13 protein-coding genes are annotated in these 18,250 nt (G+C 70.9%); 3 read left to right on the top strand and 10 right to left on the bottom strand.

Annotation, left to right across the window (positions count from 1 at the left end; all coding sequences use genetic code 11):
* The first annotated feature begins 38 nt into the window (after window positions 1–38).
* Window positions 39–1,391: a 4-aminobutyrate--2-oxoglutarate transaminase gene (gene gabT / locus K1T34_RS24480; protein WP_220246524.1), complete on the top strand. Its 1,353-nt coding sequence runs from the start codon at window positions 39–41 to the stop codon at window positions 1,389–1,391.
* The gene (locus tag K1T34_RS24475; RefSeq protein WP_220246523.1) at window positions 1,388–2,815 is read left to right on the top strand and encodes an aldehyde dehydrogenase family protein; all 1,428 of its coding nucleotides are present in this window, start codon (window positions 1,388–1,390) and stop codon (window positions 2,813–2,815) included. Before gabT ends, K1T34_RS24475 begins: the two co-directional genes overlap by 4 nt.
* Window positions 2,816–2,865: 50 nt before the next feature.
* Here K1T34_RS24475 and K1T34_RS24470 read toward each other — a convergent pair whose 3' ends face one another.
* Genes K1T34_RS24470 through K1T34_RS24460 form a run of 3 tightly spaced genes read right to left on the bottom strand, consistent with a single transcriptional unit; the run spans window position 2,866 to window position 5,611 of the window.
* Window positions 2,866–3,444: a hypothetical protein gene (locus tag K1T34_RS24470; protein WP_220246522.1), complete on the bottom strand. Its 579-nt coding sequence runs from the start codon at window positions 3,442–3,444 to the stop codon at window positions 2,866–2,868.
* Window positions 3,441–4,214 carry a helical backbone metal receptor gene (locus K1T34_RS24465; RefSeq protein WP_220246521.1) on the bottom strand — a complete coding sequence of 258 codons (774 nt, stop codon included), beginning with the start codon at window positions 4,212–4,214 and terminating at the stop codon, window positions 3,441–3,443. The genes K1T34_RS24470 and K1T34_RS24465 overlap by 4 nt, the downstream gene beginning before the upstream one ends.
* The gene (locus tag K1T34_RS24460) at window positions 4,211–5,611 is read right to left on the bottom strand and encodes an RNB domain-containing ribonuclease (RefSeq protein WP_220246520.1); all 1,401 of its coding nucleotides are present in this window, start codon (window positions 5,609–5,611) and stop codon (window positions 4,211–4,213) included. The genes K1T34_RS24465 and K1T34_RS24460 overlap by 4 nt, the downstream gene beginning before the upstream one ends.
* Before the next feature lie 126 nt (window positions 5,612–5,737).
* Between K1T34_RS24460 and K1T34_RS24455 the strand changes: the two genes are divergently transcribed.
* Window positions 5,738–6,700 carry an AAA family ATPase gene (locus tag K1T34_RS24455; RefSeq protein ID WP_220246519.1) on the top strand — a complete coding sequence of 321 codons (963 nt, stop codon included), beginning with the start codon at window positions 5,738–5,740 and terminating at the stop codon, window positions 6,698–6,700.
* 457 nt (window positions 6,701–7,157) lie between these two features.
* Here K1T34_RS24455 and K1T34_RS24450 read toward each other — a convergent pair whose 3' ends face one another.
* The 7 genes from K1T34_RS24450 to K1T34_RS24420 all read right to left on the bottom strand — a co-directional run bounded on the left by K1T34_RS24450 (window position 7,158) and on the right by K1T34_RS24420 (window position 18,242).
* Window positions 7,158–7,355, bottom strand: a complete 198-nt coding sequence (locus K1T34_RS24450) for a hypothetical protein (RefSeq protein WP_220246518.1) — start codon at window positions 7,353–7,355, stop codon at window positions 7,158–7,160.
* A 24-nt stretch (window positions 7,356–7,379) separates the two neighbouring features.
* Entirely contained in the window at window positions 7,380–9,248 is a 1,869-nt protein-coding gene (locus K1T34_RS24445) for a hypothetical protein (RefSeq protein WP_220246517.1), read from the bottom strand.
* Window positions 9,249–11,093: 1,845 nt separating this feature from the next.
* The gene (locus K1T34_RS24440) at window positions 11,094–12,092 is read right to left on the bottom strand and encodes a C40 family peptidase (protein ID WP_220246516.1); all 999 of its coding nucleotides are present in this window, start codon (window positions 12,090–12,092) and stop codon (window positions 11,094–11,096) included.
* Window positions 12,093–12,096: 4 nt separating this feature from the next.
* A complete protein-coding gene (locus tag K1T34_RS24435) occupies window positions 12,097–12,705 on the bottom strand; it encodes a hypothetical protein (protein ID WP_220246515.1) in 609 nt (202 codons plus the stop codon).
* A 3-nt stretch (window positions 12,706–12,708) separates the two neighbouring features.
* Window positions 12,709–14,781 (bottom strand): magnesium transporter, encoded by a 2,073-nt coding sequence (locus K1T34_RS24430; RefSeq protein WP_220246514.1) that lies wholly within the window; start codon window positions 14,779–14,781, stop codon window positions 12,709–12,711.
* Window positions 14,778–17,750, bottom strand: coding sequence for an ATP-binding protein (locus K1T34_RS24425; protein ID WP_220246513.1), 2,973 nt, complete (start codon window positions 17,748–17,750; stop codon window positions 14,778–14,780). The genes K1T34_RS24430 and K1T34_RS24425 overlap by 4 nt, the downstream gene beginning before the upstream one ends.
* A 3-nt stretch (window positions 17,751–17,753) precedes the next feature.
* Complete coding sequence (locus K1T34_RS24420) at window positions 17,754–18,242, bottom strand: hypothetical protein (RefSeq protein ID WP_220246512.1); 489 nt, start codon at window positions 18,240–18,242, stop codon at window positions 17,754–17,756.
* Window positions 18,243–18,250: the final 8 nt, after the last annotated feature.

Here is an 18,250-nt window from a genome sequence, read left to right as displayed (position 1 = left end):
TGGGAGGTGACCCAGCCCGTTTCCCAGGAGTTGAGCCCATGACCATGACCACCGAAACCCTGGTGGCCCCGGCGCCCCGCCTGCGCCAGTTGCGCACCGAGATCCCCGGCCCGGCGTCGCGCGCGCTGCAGGAGCGGCGGACGGCCGCGGTCGCGGCGGGGGTGAGCTCGACGCTGCCCGCGTACATCACGTCGGCCAGTGGCGGTCTGCTCACCGATGCCGACGGCAACGTGCTCATCGACTTCGGTTCCGGCATCGCCGTGACGAACGTGGGCCACTCCGCGCCCGAGGTCGTGGACCGCGTGCGCAAGCAGGCGGGCTGGTTCACGCACACGTGTTTCATGGTCACGCCGTACGAGGGGTACGTCGAGGTGTGCGAGGCACTGGCGGAGCTGACGCCGGGTGACCACGCGAAGAAGTCGGTGCTGTTCAACTCCGGCGCGGAGGCCGTGGAGAACGCGGTGAAGATCGCGCGCGCCGCGACCGGGCGGCAGGCCGTGGTGGTGTTCGACCACGCCTACCACGGGCGGACGAACCTGACGATGGCGTTGACCGCGAAGTCGGTGCCCTACAAGCACGGCTTCGGCCCGTTCGCGCCCGAGGTGTACCGCGTGCCGGGGTCCTACCCGTACCGCGACGGGCTTTCGGGTCCGGAGGCCGCGCGGATCGCGATCGACCGGATCGAGAAGCAGATCGGCGGCGACCAGGTGGCGGCCGTGGTGATCGAGCCGATCCAGGGTGAGGGCGGGTTCATCGAGCCGGCACCGGGGTTCCTGCCGGCGCTTTCGCAGTGGTGCGCTGCGAATGGCGTGGTGTTCGTGGCTGATGAGGTGCAGACAGGCTTCTGCCGCACCGGCGACTGGTTCGCGTCGTCGCGCGAGGGCGTGGTGCCGGACCTGATCGCGACGGCCAAGGGCATCGCGGCGGGCCTGCCCCTGTCGGCCGTGACCGGGCGCGCGGAGCTGCTCGACGCGGTCGGGCCCGGTGGTCTTGGCGGGACCTACGGCGGTAACCCCATCGCTTGTGCCGCTGCGCTGGGTTCGATCGAGACGATGCGTAGTTCGGATCTGGCGTCTTCCGCGCGGCGCGTGGAGGAGGTCGTGCTGCCGCGGCTGCGGGCTCTGGCCGCCGAGACGGGCGTGATCGGCGACGTGCGCGGGCGCGGCGCGATGTTGGCCGCGGAATTCGTTCGCCCCGGCACCTCCGAGCCGGACGCCGACCTCACCAAGCGCGTCGCGGCGGCGTGTCACGCGCTCGGCGTGGTGGTGCTGACCTGCGGGACCGACGGCAACGTCATCCGGCTGCTGCCGCCGCTTTCCCTGTCCAACGAGCTGCTCGACGAGGGCCTGTCCGTCCTCGAGCACGCGGTCCGCACGGAGGTGCGCAAGTGACTGTCCCCTTTTGGATCGCCGGCAAGCCGGTGACCAGTTCCTCGACCGCGGTCGTCCACCATTCCTATGACGGGAGCGAGGCCGGTTCGCACTTCGTGCCGACCGCTTCGGACGTCGAGGCGGCGGTTGCGGCGGCGGCTTCGGTGGCAGACGAGTTCGCTGTTACGCCCGCGCACGTGCGGGCGGGGGCGTTGGACCACGTGTCCCGTTCGTTGAGTCAGCGGGCCGACGAGATCGCGCGGCTCATCACGGCCGAGTCGGGCAAGCCGTTGAAGTGGTCGCGGGGCGAAGTGGGGCGCGCGGTGTCGACGTTCCGCTGGGCCGCCGAAGAGGCCCGCCGATTCTCGGGCGAGCTTCAGCGCCTCGACACGGACCCGGGTGGTACGGGCCGACTGGCCTTGGTGCGCCGGGTGCCTCGCGGACCGGTGCTGGGGATCACGCCGTTCAACTTCCCGCTGAACCTGGTGGCGCACAAGGTCGCGCCGGCCATCGCGGTCGGCGCGCCGATCGTGCTGAAGCCGGCGCCGGCGACGCCGCTGACGTCATTGCTGCTGGGCGAGATCCTGGCGGAGACGGGGTTGCCTGCGGGGAGCTGGTCGATTCTGCCGCTGGGCAACGAGGAGACGGCCGCTCTGGTTCGCGATCCGCGGCTGCCGGTGGTTTCGTTCACAGGCTCGGTGCCGGTCGGCTGGTCGATCCGGGAGAGCGTGCCGCGCAAGCACGTCTCCCTGGAGCTGGGCGGCAACGGCGCCGTGCTGGTCTGTCCGGATTGGACGGACCTGGACTTCGCGGCGCAGCGGATCGCGACGTTTTCCATGTACCAGGCGGGGCAGTCGTGCATCTCCGTGCAGCGGGTTTACGTGCACACGGATGTGTATGACGAGCTGGAGTCTCGGGTTCTGGCGCAGGTCGCTGCTTTGCGCACGGGTGACCCGTCTGCCGACGGGGTGGATGTCGGCCCGCTGATCAACGAGGCCGCGGCTTCGCGGGTCACTTCGTGGGTGTCGGACGCCGTCTCCGCCGGCGCTTCTTTGCTCACCGGCGGCGGCCGTTCCGGTGCGACAGTGGAGCCGACGGTGCTGTCCGGGGTGCCGGAAGACGCTGCCGTGATGGCCGAGGAGGTGTTCGGGCCGGTGGTTTCGTTGATCCGGGTGTCCTCTGTGGACGAGGGCGTTTCGCGGATCAACGCTTCGCGCTTCGGCCTCCAGGCCGGCGTCTTCACGCGCGACCTGCCCACGGCGTTCGACGTCTCCGCCCGCTTGAAGGTCGGCGGCGTCCTCATCGGCGACGTCCCCAGCTTCCGTGCCGACCAGATGCCTTACGGCGGCGTCAAGGACTCCGGCGTCGGCCGCGAGGGCCCGGCGGCTGCGATGGCGGATTTCACGGAGGAACGGGTGACCGTACTGACGGGGTTGACCCTGTAGGGGCCGGATGTCGACGGGCCGCTCAACCGCCGGGCGGCCCGTCGCGGTCCCTACTCGTCTTCGAGGTAGTGGCCCCAGAACGCGATCCGTGGGGGCGGCCACGCTCCGGACAGGGGCTCGGCGAACTCGCGGACGATGTAGTTCAGCAGATCCCTGCCGTAGTAGATGATGTCGAAGCCGCGCATGGAAAGGACCGGGCGCCCGGAGGTGCCGTGTCCTCCGGGGAGGTAGCGGTGAGCGTAGATCGGCACCATCGGGGCCGCTATGCGGAGGCGGCGGCGGAAGGCGCCCACCGCGTCGTGCGGGGTGACCGGGCGGTTGCCCCAGCGGGTTTCCCAGTAGCCGTCCCGGACGAGGTCGATGACGTAGTCCGTCTCCCAGTCGATGTGGGCGCGAAGGGCGGCCGGGTCGCCGTTGCGCCAGTCGGGCCACGGGTGTGTCCAGGTCTGACCCTCTTCGTGCGGAGACTCGACGGGGAGGCCCGTGGCGAGGAACGCACGGTGGTCGTCGGCGAATTCGATGTCGTACTGGGCCTCGATACGATCGAATTCGGCGTCGGTGAGGCCGCGCTCGATGCGACAGCAGTCCAATGATGCGAGCAAACGCGCAGCGCGGACGCCGAGTGTCACGGCAGCTTCGCCAACGCTTCGGTCAAGGCGCCGTGGGCTTCGACAAGTGACGGGCCGTACCAGGTCAGATACCGTCCCGAGACCAGAACCGGGCGCTGGTCCGGGAAGAAGTCCGGGCCGTCGTCGGTGGTGAACTCGTACGGTTCGTCCGGTAGCACCACGATGTCGGCGGCGGCGGCCTGCAGCTCGTCCAGCGGCGGGCGTGGGTAGCGGTCATCGGCGCCGGCATAGGCGTTCGCTACCCCGACGCGGCGGAGGACGTCTCCCGCGAACGTGTCGCGGCCCAGGACGATCCACGGCTTGCGCCAGACCGGGATGACGGCGCGGAAGCGGATCGGGGCCGTCGTGCGCCAGAGTTCTTCGGCGGAGACCAGCCACTGGGGCTCGTCCAGGGCGTAGACCTGCGTCAGCAGACGGCGCAGCGAGCCCAAAGCCGCAGGAACCGAAGCGGCCGCCGCCATGACGAACACGGGGATCCCGTTGGCACGCAGGCGTTGCACGTCCTCCGGGCGGTTTTCCTCGGAGTTCGCCAGCACCAGGTCCGGCGCCAAGTCGAGCACGCGGTCGATCTTCGGGTACTTCGAGCCGCCCACGCGTGGAACGTCCAAATCAGACGGATGCGTGCAGTAGTCCGTGGCACCGACGAGCCGGCCGGGCGCGCTGATCTCCACGGCTTCCGTCAGCGAAGGCACCAGGGACACCACTCGCACCGGCGGGCCGGACAACGGGACCGGTTCGCCCAGGTCGTCGACGAGTTCGGTGCTCCTCATACGCGTTCGAACGACACCTTCCGCTTGTCGACGTCCACGGCGGTCAGGCGGACGCCGATCCGTTCGCCTTCAGGGAATTTCTCGCCCGTGCACTTGGCCATCACCGGCGGGTCCTCCACGAGGATCTCCGCGCGCGTCTCCTCCGCGCGCAGCACCACGGCGGTGAACTCGCGCCCGACGCGTTCCGCCAGGACCCACGCTTCCACCTGGTCGATGCAGGCGCGTTCGACGCGGGCGGCGAGACCGTCGGAAGCGGACATCTGCAACGGCACCTCCGCGAGCGCGTCGCGAACCCACGACGGCACCTCGCGCCCGGCCGTGACGGCGAGGCAGACCTCCGTGCCGAAGCGGTCGACCAGGCGGCGGATGGGCGCGGTGACGTGGGCGTACGCGCCACCGATGCCCGCGTGGGTGGTGAGCGCGGGCAGGGATCCGTCGAAGGACGTGTAGCCGGCGCCTCGCAGAAGCCGCGTGGTGTCAGCGAAGATGGCCATCGACGACGGCTGTCCGGGGTCCAAAGAGGACAGGAACTCCGAAACTCCGAGCCCCGCCGGCCAGGAGACGCCAACGACCGACGCCGAGCGGCGCAGCCACTCCACGGCGTCCGGCTCGGGTGGCGGCAACGTCCGCAGCACGCCGACGCGGGCTTCGATCATGATCTGCGCCGCGGCCATGCCGGTGAGCAGCGAGATCTCGGCGTTCCACGCGTCGACGGCGGTGCGCGGACGACGGGCCAGCGCCCAGCCGCCGTCGGGGTCGCCGCTGATCTCCTGCTCCGGCAGCTGTAATTCCACGGCCCCGCGCTGCACGGCCAGCTCGCGTCGCAGCCGGCCGAGCTCCGGCAGCGCGGCGACGGACGGGTGCGGAGTGCCCGCGTCGAGCGAGGCCTGCACGCTCTCGTAGTCGAGCTGTTCGGTCGAGCGCACCAGCGCGCGGCGTACACGGGTGGCGACGGGCTCGCCGTCGGCGTCGACGTCGACCGTCCAGAGCACGGCCGCGCGCACCTCGCCGGGCAGCAGGCTTGCGGCACCTTCGGACAGGACGGTGGGGTGGAGCGGGACGTTGCCGTCCGGCAGGTAGAGCGTCTGGCCGCGGCGGCGGGCCTCGTGGTCGAGCGCGCCGCCGGGCGGGACGAAGGCGGCGAGGTCGGCGATGGCGTAGTGCACGCGGAAACCGCCCCCGGTGCGTTCGACGACCATCGCCTGGTCGAGATCCTTGGCGCCGGGCGGGTCGATCGTCACGAACGGCAGGTCCGTGGCGTCCTCGCGGCCCTCGGCGCGCGCGGAGAGCACAGCGGCCTCCGCCTCGGCCAGCACCTCGGGACCGAACGATTCCGGCAACGAGAACTCCGTCCGGAGCCGACCGAAGTCCCCTCCCGACGCGGGTGTCCTGATCACGAGTGGCACCACACAACACTATCCCGCTCGACGGCCGCCGATCGCCCGTTCGGGCGCGAGCCGCGCGGGTGTACGTTGATCCTTGCTGTAATGAAAACCATCTTCATTTTGTGAAAGGGTTTCGCCGTGAAGATCGCGTTCGTCGGCAAGGGCGGCAGCGGGAAGACCACGCTCTCGTCGCTGTTCGTCTCCTACCTGGCCGGCGCCGGCAAACCGGTGCTGGCCATCGACGCCGACATCAACCAGCACCTCGCCGTCGCCCTCGGCGCGACCGAGGAGGAAGCGCTCGCGTGGCCCACGCTGGGCGACAACATGGCGCTCATCAAGGACTACCTGCGCGGCGACAACCCGCGTATCCCTTCCGCGTCGGCGATGATCAAAACCACGCCGCCGGGCCGCGGATCGCGCCTGGTCACGCCGTTCGAGGACAACCCCGTCACCGACGCGTGCTTCCGGTTTTTGGGCGACGTGCGCTTGGGTGTCACGGGCCAGTTCGACGAGGACGACCTCGGCGTAGCGTGCTACCACTCGAAGGTCGGCGCCGCGGAGTTGCTGCTCAACCACCTGGTCGACGGCCCGGGCGAGTACGTGGTGATGGACATGACCGCCGGCGCCGACGCCTTCGCGTCCGGCCTGTTCACGCGCTTCGACGTGACGTTCCTGGTCTGCGAGCCGACGCTGCGCAGCGTCGGCGTCTACCGCCAGTACGCCGACCACGCGCGCGACTTCGGCGTGCACCTGGTGGCGGTGGGGAACAAGGTGACGGATGCGGAGGATGTGGCTTTTCTGCAGTCCTCGCTGGGCCCGGCTCTGCTGGGCTGGCTGGAGTCTTCGGGACACGTCCGGGCCGGTGAGCGCGGCGCTTCGCGTCCGATTGGGGAACTGGAGCCTCACAACCTGGGGACGCTCGCGTCGATGCTGTCGACGGTCGACGGCGTGACCCGCGACTGGGCTCGCTATCAGCGCCAGGCCGTGGACTTCCACCTGCGCAACGCGCGGGCCTGGGGTAACGGCCGGATGGGCGAGGACCTCGAGGCGCAGGTGGATCCGGAGTTCGTGTTGGGGCCGGGAGTTTCGACGTCTTTGTGAGGTTGTGGTCTGTGGGTTCCGCGGCTCGGGTGTCGGCGCATACGTCGGGGCTCGGCGCGGCGAGCCGGGCAGCGACGTGCGCTCCACGGGCAACCACTCAGGCCGGTGCACCGGCCGTGCCTCGGCACGCCGGGCCGGACAGCGACGTGCCGGCCGATGATCGCGGCAACCAGCCCATGTCTCAGTTCGGCGGTAATTCCGAACATTGAGCCGGCCCGCCCGGGCGGTGACGTGGCGGTCGGGTCGATCTGAGAACTGCGGTATCAGCCCCGGTTTCGGCGGCGATTCCGGCGCTGCGAGCTGACCTGCCGTGGGCGGCGAAGTGCGCCCGAGTCGGGCCACGCAAACCTTCGCGGGCCCGGGGTCGAGATCAGGCGCGCCGGATACCGCGGGCGGACGTCAGCGGGCGGACGTCAGCGGGCCGGGCCGGATGGACCCGGCCCGACGTGGCGGGTGGTCAGTCGCCGTCCCATTCGCGGTCGGCGGCGTCGGCCTGTCGGTTGCGCTCGCGGGCGATGTCGAGGGCGCGGCGGGCGGTGGCCTCGTCGGGGTAGGGCCCGAGGAGGTCGATGCTCCGGCTGCGTTCCAGGTGTTCCACCTCGTGGGTGCGGGTGTTGTAGTACCAGCCGGGGTCCGGGTTGGGGTCGTCAGCCATGCGTCCAGCCTGACATCCGGCAGGTCACTTGCGCCAGCGGAACGGGATCTCGGTCGGGTCGCCGGTGGGGCCGAACTCGCCGCCGTCGGGGTCGTCGCCATTGGGGGGTGTGGCGGTTTGCGGTGGGGTGTTGGGGTTGTCGGGGTGCTGGTCGAACCAACCGCGCACCTGGGGGATGCCGCGTGGCGGGGTGGGGGTTTCGTCGGCGGGGTGGCTTTGGGATGCGTTGGGCTGCTGTCCGTGGGCCGTCTGCTCCGAGAACCCCAACGGCACATCCCTCACCTGCGCACCCTCCGCCTGCCCCCGCTGCCCCGCCAACTTCCTCTCCATCGACGACGGCTGCGGCAACCCCGGCTTCTCCTGAACGGGCTGGTTCACCTCGGGCACCACCGGCACCACCGGCTCCTTCCCGGGAAACACCGGCGGCGCAGCGCGATACACCCGCGCTGCAGCGGGCGGCGGTGCCACGGGTCCGGTCTCCTGGCCGGGGAACACCGGCAGGGGCCGGCCGTCCGGCCCTAGCGCGGGCCGCGGTTGGGGTTGGGGCAGTTCGGGCCATGGGGCGCGCACTTCCTGCTGGCTCCAGCCAGGCTGCGTGCCCGGTTGGGGCAAGCCGCTCGCCGGAGCAGCCGGCTGCTGCCCCTCCGGCTGTGCACCTGGCTGCGGCAAGCCGCTCGGCGGAATCGCCTGGTGCGCACCCGGTTGCGCCACGCCGCTCTCCGGAGCCGCTGGCTGCGTGCTCGGTTGGGGCAAGCCGGTTGCCGGAGCAGCCGGATGCTGCCCGCCGGGGCCTTGCACCCCGCTCAGCTCGGGCAAGCCACTCGATACTGCCTCCGGCTGCGCGCCAGCCGGTTGCTGCGGGCCGGGCTGGGGCAAACCGCTTGGCGCCGCGTCTGGCTGCGCGGCAGCTTGCTGCTGTGCAGCCGGCTGAGGCGACCCACTTGCCGCGCCCGCAAACTGCGGCTGCGTGCCGCCCGGCACAAGGCCGCCCGACTGCGGCTGGCTCCACTGGCCGCCCTGCTGTTGTGTTGCACGTACACCAGCCGGCTGCTGATCGCTCCCCGCCTGCGGATGGGCCCACCCAGGCTGCGGCTGCGCTGCACTCGGCTGCCCGCTCGCCTGCGGCATTGCCTCGCGCGGCGGCTGCGGCGCCCCAGTTGCCGGTTGGGTCGGCTGAATCCCGGAAGGTTGCTGCGCTTGGCTCAGCTCTTCACCGCGAGCAGGCTCGGCAGCACTCGTCGGCTGGCCGTGCTGCGGATGACCAGCAACCTGCTCCGGCTGCGCAGCCGGAGGCCGAGCCGCCTGCGCAGCCGGAAGTTGAGCTGCCTGCGCAGCCGGCGGCTGAACTGTCTGCGGGACCTGCGCCGGTGCAGCGGCCTGCTGAGCCGACGGGTACTCCCCTTGCGGCCGCCCGTTCTGCGGCTCCGCTGCCCCCGAACTCTCGGTGGACGGCTGGTCCTCTACCTGCGGAACTTGCTGCTCCGGCGCGGCGATCTGCGACGTCGGCCGATCGGCCGGCGGCAGCTCCGGCTCAGTCGTGGAAGGCACCTGCCTTGGCTCGGCCTGCGCATCCACCGGTTGCTCGGACGTTTCGACATGCGGAATCGGCTCGTACGCGGGTAGTTCGGCGCTCTCGGCCTGACCCGCCGCAACGACGGAAGCCACCTCATCCGGCTGCTGCACCTCAACCTGCGGCGAAGCCTGCTCAATCGCAGGCTGCGGCTCGCTCGCGGCGGCCTCGAACGCCCCTTGATCAGACAACTGCGGCGAAGACGCACTGGCCAAAGACGCCTGCGGCTGCTCTTCCACCAGCGGCGATCGGTCCAGTGGCTCCGCCTGCGCACCCGGCGACTGCGCCGAAAACTCGGGCGCCGACGGCTCCTGCGGGTGCACATCATCGTGTGATGGGTGGTCCGACGACTGTGGCTCTGCCTGCGCGATCGGCGACTGTGTCGAGGACTCGGTCGCCGGAGATGTGTGCGGCTGGTCATGCGGGGGCGAATGGTCGGGCGATTGCGACTGCTCGGCCGGGAGGTCCGCCGGCGGGCTGGTCAGAGGTGCAGGCTGCGGCTGTTCGTCCGGTCGTGGCGGTTGCTGGGCGGCGTCCTGCTGTGGCGACGGGGCTGCCGGTTCCTGCGGTGGCTCGGAAGTCTGTGATGGAGATTCGATGAGATCCGATGCGCTGGGGTTGGGGTCCCCGGCAGGCTCGGCCACTGGGGCATCGTCCGGATCGGCGGTAGTTGCCAGGGCTGCAGCCGGAGACGTGTCGGCAGCAGGTGGTGTTGTGTCGCCCGAAGTAGGGACAGGGGCCGTTTCCTGCGCGGCCGCGGGCGCGACGGAGGAGTCGGTTGCCGAAGGGGCCGGAGAAATGGTGCCGGCCGGTGGGTCGACCGGTGCGGGAGCCGCAGTCTGGACAGGCTCTGGTTCCGTGGGCGGAGCCGGCGGCTGAAGGGGCGCGGGCTGCGTGACCGGTTCCGCGGCGTGCGGGGTCTCGGACGGGAGCAGGCCAGGTTCGGGTGTCTCGGCAATCGGCGGCTGGGCCGGAGGAGCCGGTGGTGGCTGCGGAGCCGAGGTCCGCTGAGGTTGGGTGGAGACCGGGATCTGAGCGGGAACAACAGGCAACGACGCCGAGGTGGTCTGAGCGGTCTCGGGTGCTGCGGCTGGGACTCCAGGTCCCGCGGCGAAGCCCGGAGCGCCGAGGCCGGGGCCGCCGGCGTTGGGAGAGCCGGTGCCGAAGGTGGCTGCGTTCAGGTCCGTGGCACCGGTGGCGAAGGTTGAACCACCAGGGTGACCTGCGGCGGAGTGTTGCCAGCCGGTCGCCTCGGGCGAAGGGCCGTTGGGCGGCGCAGGGTGTGATGTCGGGTCGAAACCAGGGTGTGGTGGCGCGGCGGGCGGGGTCTGGAAGCCAGGTCCACCCGGGCCGGGGCCGGCATTTGAGGCAGCAGGACCCGGAGCGACAGGACCCGGACCGACAGGGCCAGCAAGGCCAGGAGCGCGAGAAATCGGACCACCAGGACCAGGAACTTCACCCTCACCAGGATGCGGCACCGTCCGCCACACCGGGGCCGGGCCGATGTTCATCGGTGCAGGCGCCCGCAACGGTTGAGAAGGGGCGGGAGCGGCAGGCCGCGGCTTGGGCTTCGGAATCGGATCCAGGCAGGACACGAGAACGGTCGTGTTCAGCGGGTCGTCGACCTTCCGCCCGCTCCGCTCGCGGTAGATCATCTCGCCTTCGGTGTCGATTTCGACGAGGTAGCCGGCTTCCGCGAGTTGTTCTTCGTCCAGGTCGACAAGCTTTTCGTAGCGCGACGGCACCACGCGGTAGATCGGCCACGCCAAGGCGGCGTGTTCGGCGTGGAACTGGGCCAGCAGCGCGGCCATCTGTTGTTGCCAGGGCAGGGACATGCCCTCGGCCAGGGAGCGGGGCAGCACGACGTACCCGGGGTCGACGCCGGGCCAGCCGTGGGCCAGGTGGTCGGCCAGGGGGGTGCTCGACGCGGGGTGCGCGGCCTGCCGCGGAGGCTGGGGCGCACCGAACAACGTTGCCGGGTCCTGGGGCTCGCCCTGGCCGGGCTTGCCTCGTTTGCCGAATTTCCGTGCCACGTGTGTCATCCTCTGCCAGCGCGCGGCCGCGTGCTCGTGGACAGGCCGCGACTTCGGGTGAATCCGCGGCGCCGGTCAAGCGCCTTAGCGGTCACCCCGGTCCGTGTCAAGAGCCGGTGACTCCCGAACTCCATGCTAGACGCCGGGGCGCACCGCCTGCGGCACCACTTCGGCCTCGTCGAAGGAGAAGGGGCGCACGTGCACGGGCACGCCTGTCTGCTGGGCCTCGACGATCTTGCCGTCGCCCAGGTACATCGCCACGTGGTGGATGGTGGACGGGTCGGCGGGGTCCGTCGCGAGGAAGATCAGGTCACCGGGCTGCGCCTCGCGCACCGGGAGCATCGCGCCGGCCTTGTACTGGTCCTGGGAGACGCGCGGCAGGATCACGCCGGCCGACTCGTAGGCGCGCAGCATGAGACCGGAACAGTCGTACGCGCCGGGACCGGTCGCGCCCCACACGTAGGGCTTGCCCTGCTCCCCCAGTGCGAACTTGATGGCCTGCGCCGCCGCCTGGCTGGGCGGGAGCGCGGCGCCGAGGCCCTGGCCGCAGCCGGACGCGTCGACGACCTGGCCCAGGTTCTCGATCAGCACGGAAGCCATGGCTTCCCACTTGTGGTAGCGGTCGGGGAAACCGGAGCGTTCCACGGCTTGCGCGGCGTCGCCCGGGCGTTCGTTCTGCCAGTCGGGCACGGCGAGGAGCACGTCGTAGAACTTGTTGATCGCGTAGTTCGGGTCAGTGACCTGGGCGACGCTGCCCCAGTTCATCGACGGGCGCATCTGGAAGATGCCCAGGGAGTCTCGGTCGCCGTGGTTGAGGTTGCGCAGGCCCGACTCGGTCATGCCGGCCTGGATCGCCACCTGCCAGGCGCGCGGGGCGAGGCTGCGCTGCTTGCCGATGGAGATGATGAGCGAGACGATGCCGCGCTGCTCGTCGTCGAGGTTCTGCGCCTGCCCCGCACCGGTCTCCGGCTGGCCGGGCTGCGTGGGACCGATCGCCGCGTCGCACGAGGTGTTGAGGATCCCGCCGGCGGCGGCTTCCTGCTGGTCCACCACGACTTTCGTCACGGTGCTCGCGGTGAGCACCGTCGCGAAGACGGCGGCGACCAGCACCGCGACGAGGATAGCGATCTTCACCGAGTCAGCTCGCCTGGTCGTAGTCCGAAACCCGCCACCCCGCGCCCGTGTTGACCACGGTGATGGACAGCTTCGGACCGTCAGTGGGGACAATGACTACGACGGAGCTGGTGTAGGAGGACTGGACCGTCGCGTCGCCGGTCACGCGCGTGGCCGGGATGTTCGCGGGGTCCACAGTGGACATCTGGGGCAGGAACTCGTCGGTGGTCAGGGCGCGCATGCCGTTGAGCCAGTCGGCGTTGGTGATGCCCGCGGGGTGGTTGACCCAGGCCGTGGCCCACTGCTTGGCGACGTTGACGGCCTCGGGGTTCGGTGCCGCGGACGTCGGGGTGAGCAGCGGGCTCGACAGCCGCGTCGGCAGCGTCGCGGTGGTCGGCACGGGTGCCGCGATGCCCGGCGGCTGCGACGTGGTCGTGGCGACCGATGTGCTGCCCGGCGCGCCCGGCGTCGCGGTGGCCGGCTTGCCCATCACCTTCGGCAGCACGATGCCGAGCGCGGTGACCACGATCGCCAGGAACACGATCGTGCCCACAAGGTGGCGCGGCGAGCGGAGCGGATAGCCCCACAGGCGGCGGTAGACCGCGGTCCGGCCGCGGTTGGTCCGGATCGGCACGCGTCACCGCCCCATGAGCTGGTCGGTGTCGCGGACCTCGATGCCACGGGAAGGCCGGTACAGCACGAAAACGGGCTTGCCCGCGACCACTTCCGGGTCGACCCGGCGAGGCTGCGCGCGGATGCCCGGCGGCGTGTAGACGCCTGCCTGCTCCGGAATCGACTCCGGCGAGGTGTAGCCGCGGTCCGACGAGCTCATCCGCGACGGGACGACGACCGGCTCCTGCTCGTCGCTCCAGCGCCGGTCGGCCACCGGCGACGTGTCGACGCGCCGGCTTTCCTGCATCGGCACGCGGCGGCCGCCGACGTAGTCGCCCGGCTCGCCCGTGACCGGGTTGTACTGCGAGAACACCGGCGCTCCACCGCCGCCCGACGTCAGCGCGGCGCGCTCGCCGGCCGACCCGACGGCGCCGGGCCACGGCGCACCCGACCAAGCGGCGGCCGGACGCGCGGAGCGGGAACCGTTGTCGAGCCGCTGGGCGCTGGCGAAGACCGCGGCCTCCGGCCGGTAGCGCCCGCCGCCGACGGTCGCGCCCATCGGACCGCGCGCTTCGCCGTCGACCACGTCGTCGGTGTCGCGCACGTTCTGCCAGAACTCGTCCTGCGGCGAAGGCCCGGCCTTCTTGCGGAAGCGGGAGAAAATGCCGCCGTTGGGCGAAGGCACCGCGGCACCCACGACGTTGACGGACATCTCGACCATCTGCCACAGCCGCCGCACGGGCCGTCCGACCAGGAACAGCAGCACCGTGATCAGGCCGCCGAGCACCATCTGCGTGAGCAGGTTGAGCGAGCTGCCGGCGTCGAAGATCGCCTGCAGCAGCAGCGCGTGCACACCCGCGAGCACCGACAGCACGACCAGGTTGAACGCGATCCCGCCGGCCACCTTCAGCACGCGGCGCAGGATGTCCGGGTGCAGCAGCGCGACGAGGCCGATGAGCGGCGCGGTGAGCGTGAACAGGCGGATCAAGACCTGCGCGAGGAGCACGGAAGCCTTGGCCAGCAACTGGAACAGCGAGTAGACGATGCTCTGGCCCAGCGCCAGGAACCCGGCGCCGGTGCGGCCGCCGGACTCGCCGGTGAAGTAGCCGGTGGCAGGGCCGAGCTTGCCGGAGATGTCTTTGAAGGCGGCTTTTTTGGCGTCGACGACGTTTTGTTTGCCGTCGTCGCCGTTCACGAGCTGGTCGCGGGTGAACGCCTGCGCGTCGAGCAGCGGCTTGCCGAACTGGTCGGCCTGCGGCGCGGTCGGCGAACCGAACTCCCCGCGCAGCCAGTTGTCGTAGACGATCTGGGTGTGCAGGTTCGTCGGCAGGATGTCGCGCACGATCCGGTCGGAGCTCTCGTCGACGAAGCCCGCCTGGATGTTCGTGGTGGTCTGGACGATCGCTTTGTCGATCGGGTCGAAGTACCGCAGCATCGCCAGCGACGACGCCGCGAGCCACACCCCTGCGAGCGCGTACAGCGCCCGTTTGCTCACCGCCGCGAGGTCACCCCGCCAGATCTGGCGGAACAGCATGATCGACAGGATCAGCGCGACGAGCCCGAACAGCTGCGCGTAGATGTTGTTGTAGACCTTCTCCGCGCCCGATTTCACCGCGCTGTAGATCGGGTTCAGCAGCCCGCCCTCGAGCACGGTGTAGTGCAGCGAGTTGGTGGCGCCGACGATGTTCTTGCCGACGTTGAACAGCTGGTTGCCCGCCCACGTGTCGATTGTGGAACTGGGCGAGGCGATGGCGGACAGCGCCGTGCAGTTGGTCTGGTAGGTGTTCCAGACCATGCCCGCGTAGCTGTAGTCGATGTACGCGCTGCCGGGCTCGCCGTGGCCTTCCGGCGGGTCGATCGCGCCGACCATGCCCGAGCCGGGCCGCTCGGGGTTCGGTGACTCACCGCAGGCCGCGGCGTTGGCCGACGGCGCCATGAGCACCGTCTGCAAGCCGAGGATCGTGATCACGGCGAGCATGGCCGCCCGCCGGCTCGGCTGCCGCCGGCCGGGTTTCGGACCTTCCTTGATGCGCCGCTTCAGCGCGTGCCAGCCAGCGGCGAACGACAGGACGAACGCCAGCGTCCAGACTGTGTTCACGCGGCATCCCTGCCGGTACCACCCTTGCCGCCGGCCCGGGCGTGCCGGTCGGGGGAGTGTCCGTTGGCAGGTTGTCCGTTTCCGTTGTGCACAGCACCCTCCACCTCGCCGGTCTCGGACGCGAGCGGGTCCGGCGAGCCGAGGAGCTGCTCGTCGGTAAGGCCGACTTCGAGCTCGGCCTGGAGCTCGAAGTCGTGTTCCAGCTCGTCGTCCTCCGGTGGGGTGGGGACGTAGGGGGCGGGCGCTTCCTCGTGGGGTCGCACGAGGGCCGCGCCCGGCTTGGTGCGCGCGTCGGGGGAACCCGGGGTGGTGTCCATGACCGAGCGCAGCTGGTCGAGGTGGGGGCCGGAGAAGTCGACGCGGATGCGTTCCACGCCGCCGGCGCCGTCGCCGAAGATGAACTGGCGGGGTTCCACGTCGCGTTCTGTGCCGCGTTGCGCGCCGGGGCGGCGGCCCAACGCGGCGACGACCTGTTCGTAGCCGACGCCGACAGGCACCTTGAGCAGGCGCAGGGCGTCGGCCTGGGCGTCGTCGTCGTCGAGGCGGCCGACGAAGACCGAGTCGAGCAGGGCGACGAAGCCCTGGATCTTCAGGAAGTCGGCCGGGATCTGCGAGGACAGCAGCACGCGGACGTTCCACTTTCGCGAGTCGCGCGCGAAGCGGTTCATCAGCACGCGGCCGGTCGGGACCTCCGAGAGGAAGAACGCCTCGTCGATCCAGACGCCCTTGCGCTGTTCCTTCGGCTTCTCGTACACCGACCGCTGCGTGAGCCACGCCGCGAGGTTCAGCATCTCGACGCCGAGCGACTCCGCGTCCGTCCAGTACTCGCGCGGCACGCCGTCCTTGGGCAGGGTCAGGCCCGCCATGGTCAGCACCGTCATGCGGTCGTCGCGCGTCTCGGAGTACGGGTCGGCGCCGCGTTCCGGGATGAGCAGCGCCATGCGTTCGCGCATCTCGTCGAGGAAGTCGGCGACCACGACGGCGTGCTCGTGGTGCTCGCTCGAATCGCGGCGCAGCGCGTCGATGACCTGGCCCGGGTCGGCGTCGAAACGACCGCCGACGGCGCGGACGGCGCGCAGCAGCACGATCCGCGTCTGCGCCATGCGCGACACCTCGTACGGCAGCACGCCCGTGAGCACGTCGAGCACCAGACGGCGCCGGGTCGCGCCGGCGAGCGCCTTTTCGCGCCGCCAGGAGCGTTCCGGGTCGTCCTCGTCCATGAAGTGCTCGAGCAGCGGATCAGCGACCACGCGGTACGGGTTGAGGATGCCGGGCTGTGCGTTGAGCAGGTTGATCGGTCGCGCGTACGGCCGCAGCTCCGGCAGGTCGCACAGCCGCGCCAGCGGGCCCGACGGGTCGAGGATCGTCCAGTGCGCCCCGGCGCGCAGCGTCTTGTAGACGATGCCGCCGCCGAGGAACGACTTGCCGCCACCCAGGCCGGCCACCATCGCTGTGAGGCCCGAGCCGTCGCGGATCTCCTGCGCCATCCACGGGTCCCACGCCACCGGCCGCCGGGTCGCGGTCACCGTCTCGCCGAGCAGGATGCCGCGCCGGTCACCGACCTCCGCGGTGGCCGTGGGCACGGACGACGCCGTCCACACCACCGAGCCGCGACGCATGTACGCCGCCGACGCCAGCGGCTCGCCCGGGATGAACTCGCGCGCCATCGCGTACTGGGCCTCGGGGTGCTCGATCGCGACCTTCGGCTTGTACAGGTCGAGCAGCTGCTGGGCCAGGCGCAGCGCGTCGCGCTCCGTCGGGCCGGAGACGGCCAGACGCCACCACGAGCGCACGCGGGTGGCCAGCGCGGTGAAGCCCGACGTCATCTCGTCGTCGATCTCCAGCACGCGCCCGGCCTGGCGCGCAAGCGATTGCGGCGGCTCCAGCTCGTGCTCGTCGGTGTAGTGCTTGACCTGCGAACGCACCTTGTTCATCTGGCGCTGCAGCTCACCCGCGACCTCTTCGGGCCGGCGCACGTAGATGCGCGCGGACACCTCGACGGCGGCGGGCAGGCGGTCGGCGTGCTGGATCCACGGGTCGTCGACCTCGGGGATCTGCAGGCCGTGCATCTGGCCGACGGTGAGCACGGCAAGGTGCCGCGACACGCCGGCGTTGGACCCCGTGCGGCCACGGACGGTGACCGTGGGCGCGTACGGGTCGGCGTGGAAGTCGGCTGCGTCGGTGAAGCTGGCGAGGTCCTCGGGCTCCCACGCGGCGCCCGGCACGGCCGGCATGTTGCGCGGCGCGGGCAGGCCCAGCGAGCACGAGCGGTGCATCAGCCAGGACATCTCCTCGGCGTGCACCGGACGGCCTTCGAGCCCGGCGGTGCCGATGACCTGGTCGAGGTGCTCGACCTCGGAGTCGAGCGCCACCAGCTCGGCGTCGACGGCCTCGGGCAGGATCTTGCGCAGCACGGGGGCGGCGCGTTCGACGGCGCGGTCGACCATGCGGCGGGTCTGCACCTGGACGCCGAGGTAGACCTCTTTTTCGGCCATCGAACGGCCCATCAGCTGCTGCTGCTCGCCGATCAGGTAGTCGTCGAAGGAAAGGGCACCCGGCACGTCCTGGGGACGGCCGACGGCGTTGTGCACGTGGGCCTCGGCCCACATGCGGATCGGGTACGGCCGGTTGGTCACGCGCAGGTGCAGCCAGCGGCCCTGCAGCTCCGCGTACTGGCCCGCGATGGCCGCGATCAGGTCGCGGCGCTGTGAGTCGGAGCGGAACGACCACCGTTGGGGCGCGAGCCGGTACCAGGCGTACACCTCGTGCCCGGTGCGCAGCAGGTGCCCGTCGATGCTGCGCGCCGCGATCGATGGCGTGTACGCGGGTATGGCCTGCTCACCGGGCAGCCTCTTGCCCGCCGAGGAGTTGTTCCTCGGCGAGGGTTGCCGGACCTGCTGCGGGGTTTCCCAGGCGCCCGTGGGCACGCTTCGATCCCGCTTTCCTCGGCTTCCGCCGCGACCGAACAACGACTACCTCCCGGCCCGAGCCGCGGGGCGGCTCCGGCGCGCTCGTGGTGCTCCCTGTGCTCCGGCCGAAACCCCGGTGCCCTGGCCGTAGCCGTGGTGCCGGTACTGCCGCCTTCTCTTGTGCTTCGGCAACGGGCGCTCGGCCCGCACGCGGATACGGCTGGCGCTGACGGCGCCGCCCGTACCCGCGGGCTTCTCACGCGGTGTGTTGAGCTCGCGGCCGGCCATCCCGATCACCGCGCCCAGCGGGCGCTCGTGGCTGATCTTGGCGGTGATCAGCCGGGTGATCACGATCGTGGCCACGAACGCCCACGCCGTGGAGAAGAATCCGAAGCTCCAGCCGGCCCACCGTTCGATGGTGAGCACGACCAGGAAGATGGGTATGCCGATGAGCCACGCTACGTAGCGGGCTCTCCAGGGAAAAGTCGCCTTCGGCGGGCCGAGCCAGACGGCGTCGACCCGGTAGACCTCGTCATCCGTCCTGATGCGCACGCCTGCTC

Origin of the sequence: Amycolatopsis sp. DSM 110486, from assembly GCF_019468465.1 — a bacterium.
In the GTDB taxonomy this organism is placed as follows: Bacteria; Actinomycetota; Actinomycetes; order Mycobacteriales; family Pseudonocardiaceae; genus Amycolatopsis.
This window is presented reverse-complemented; position numbering and strand designations above follow the sequence as displayed.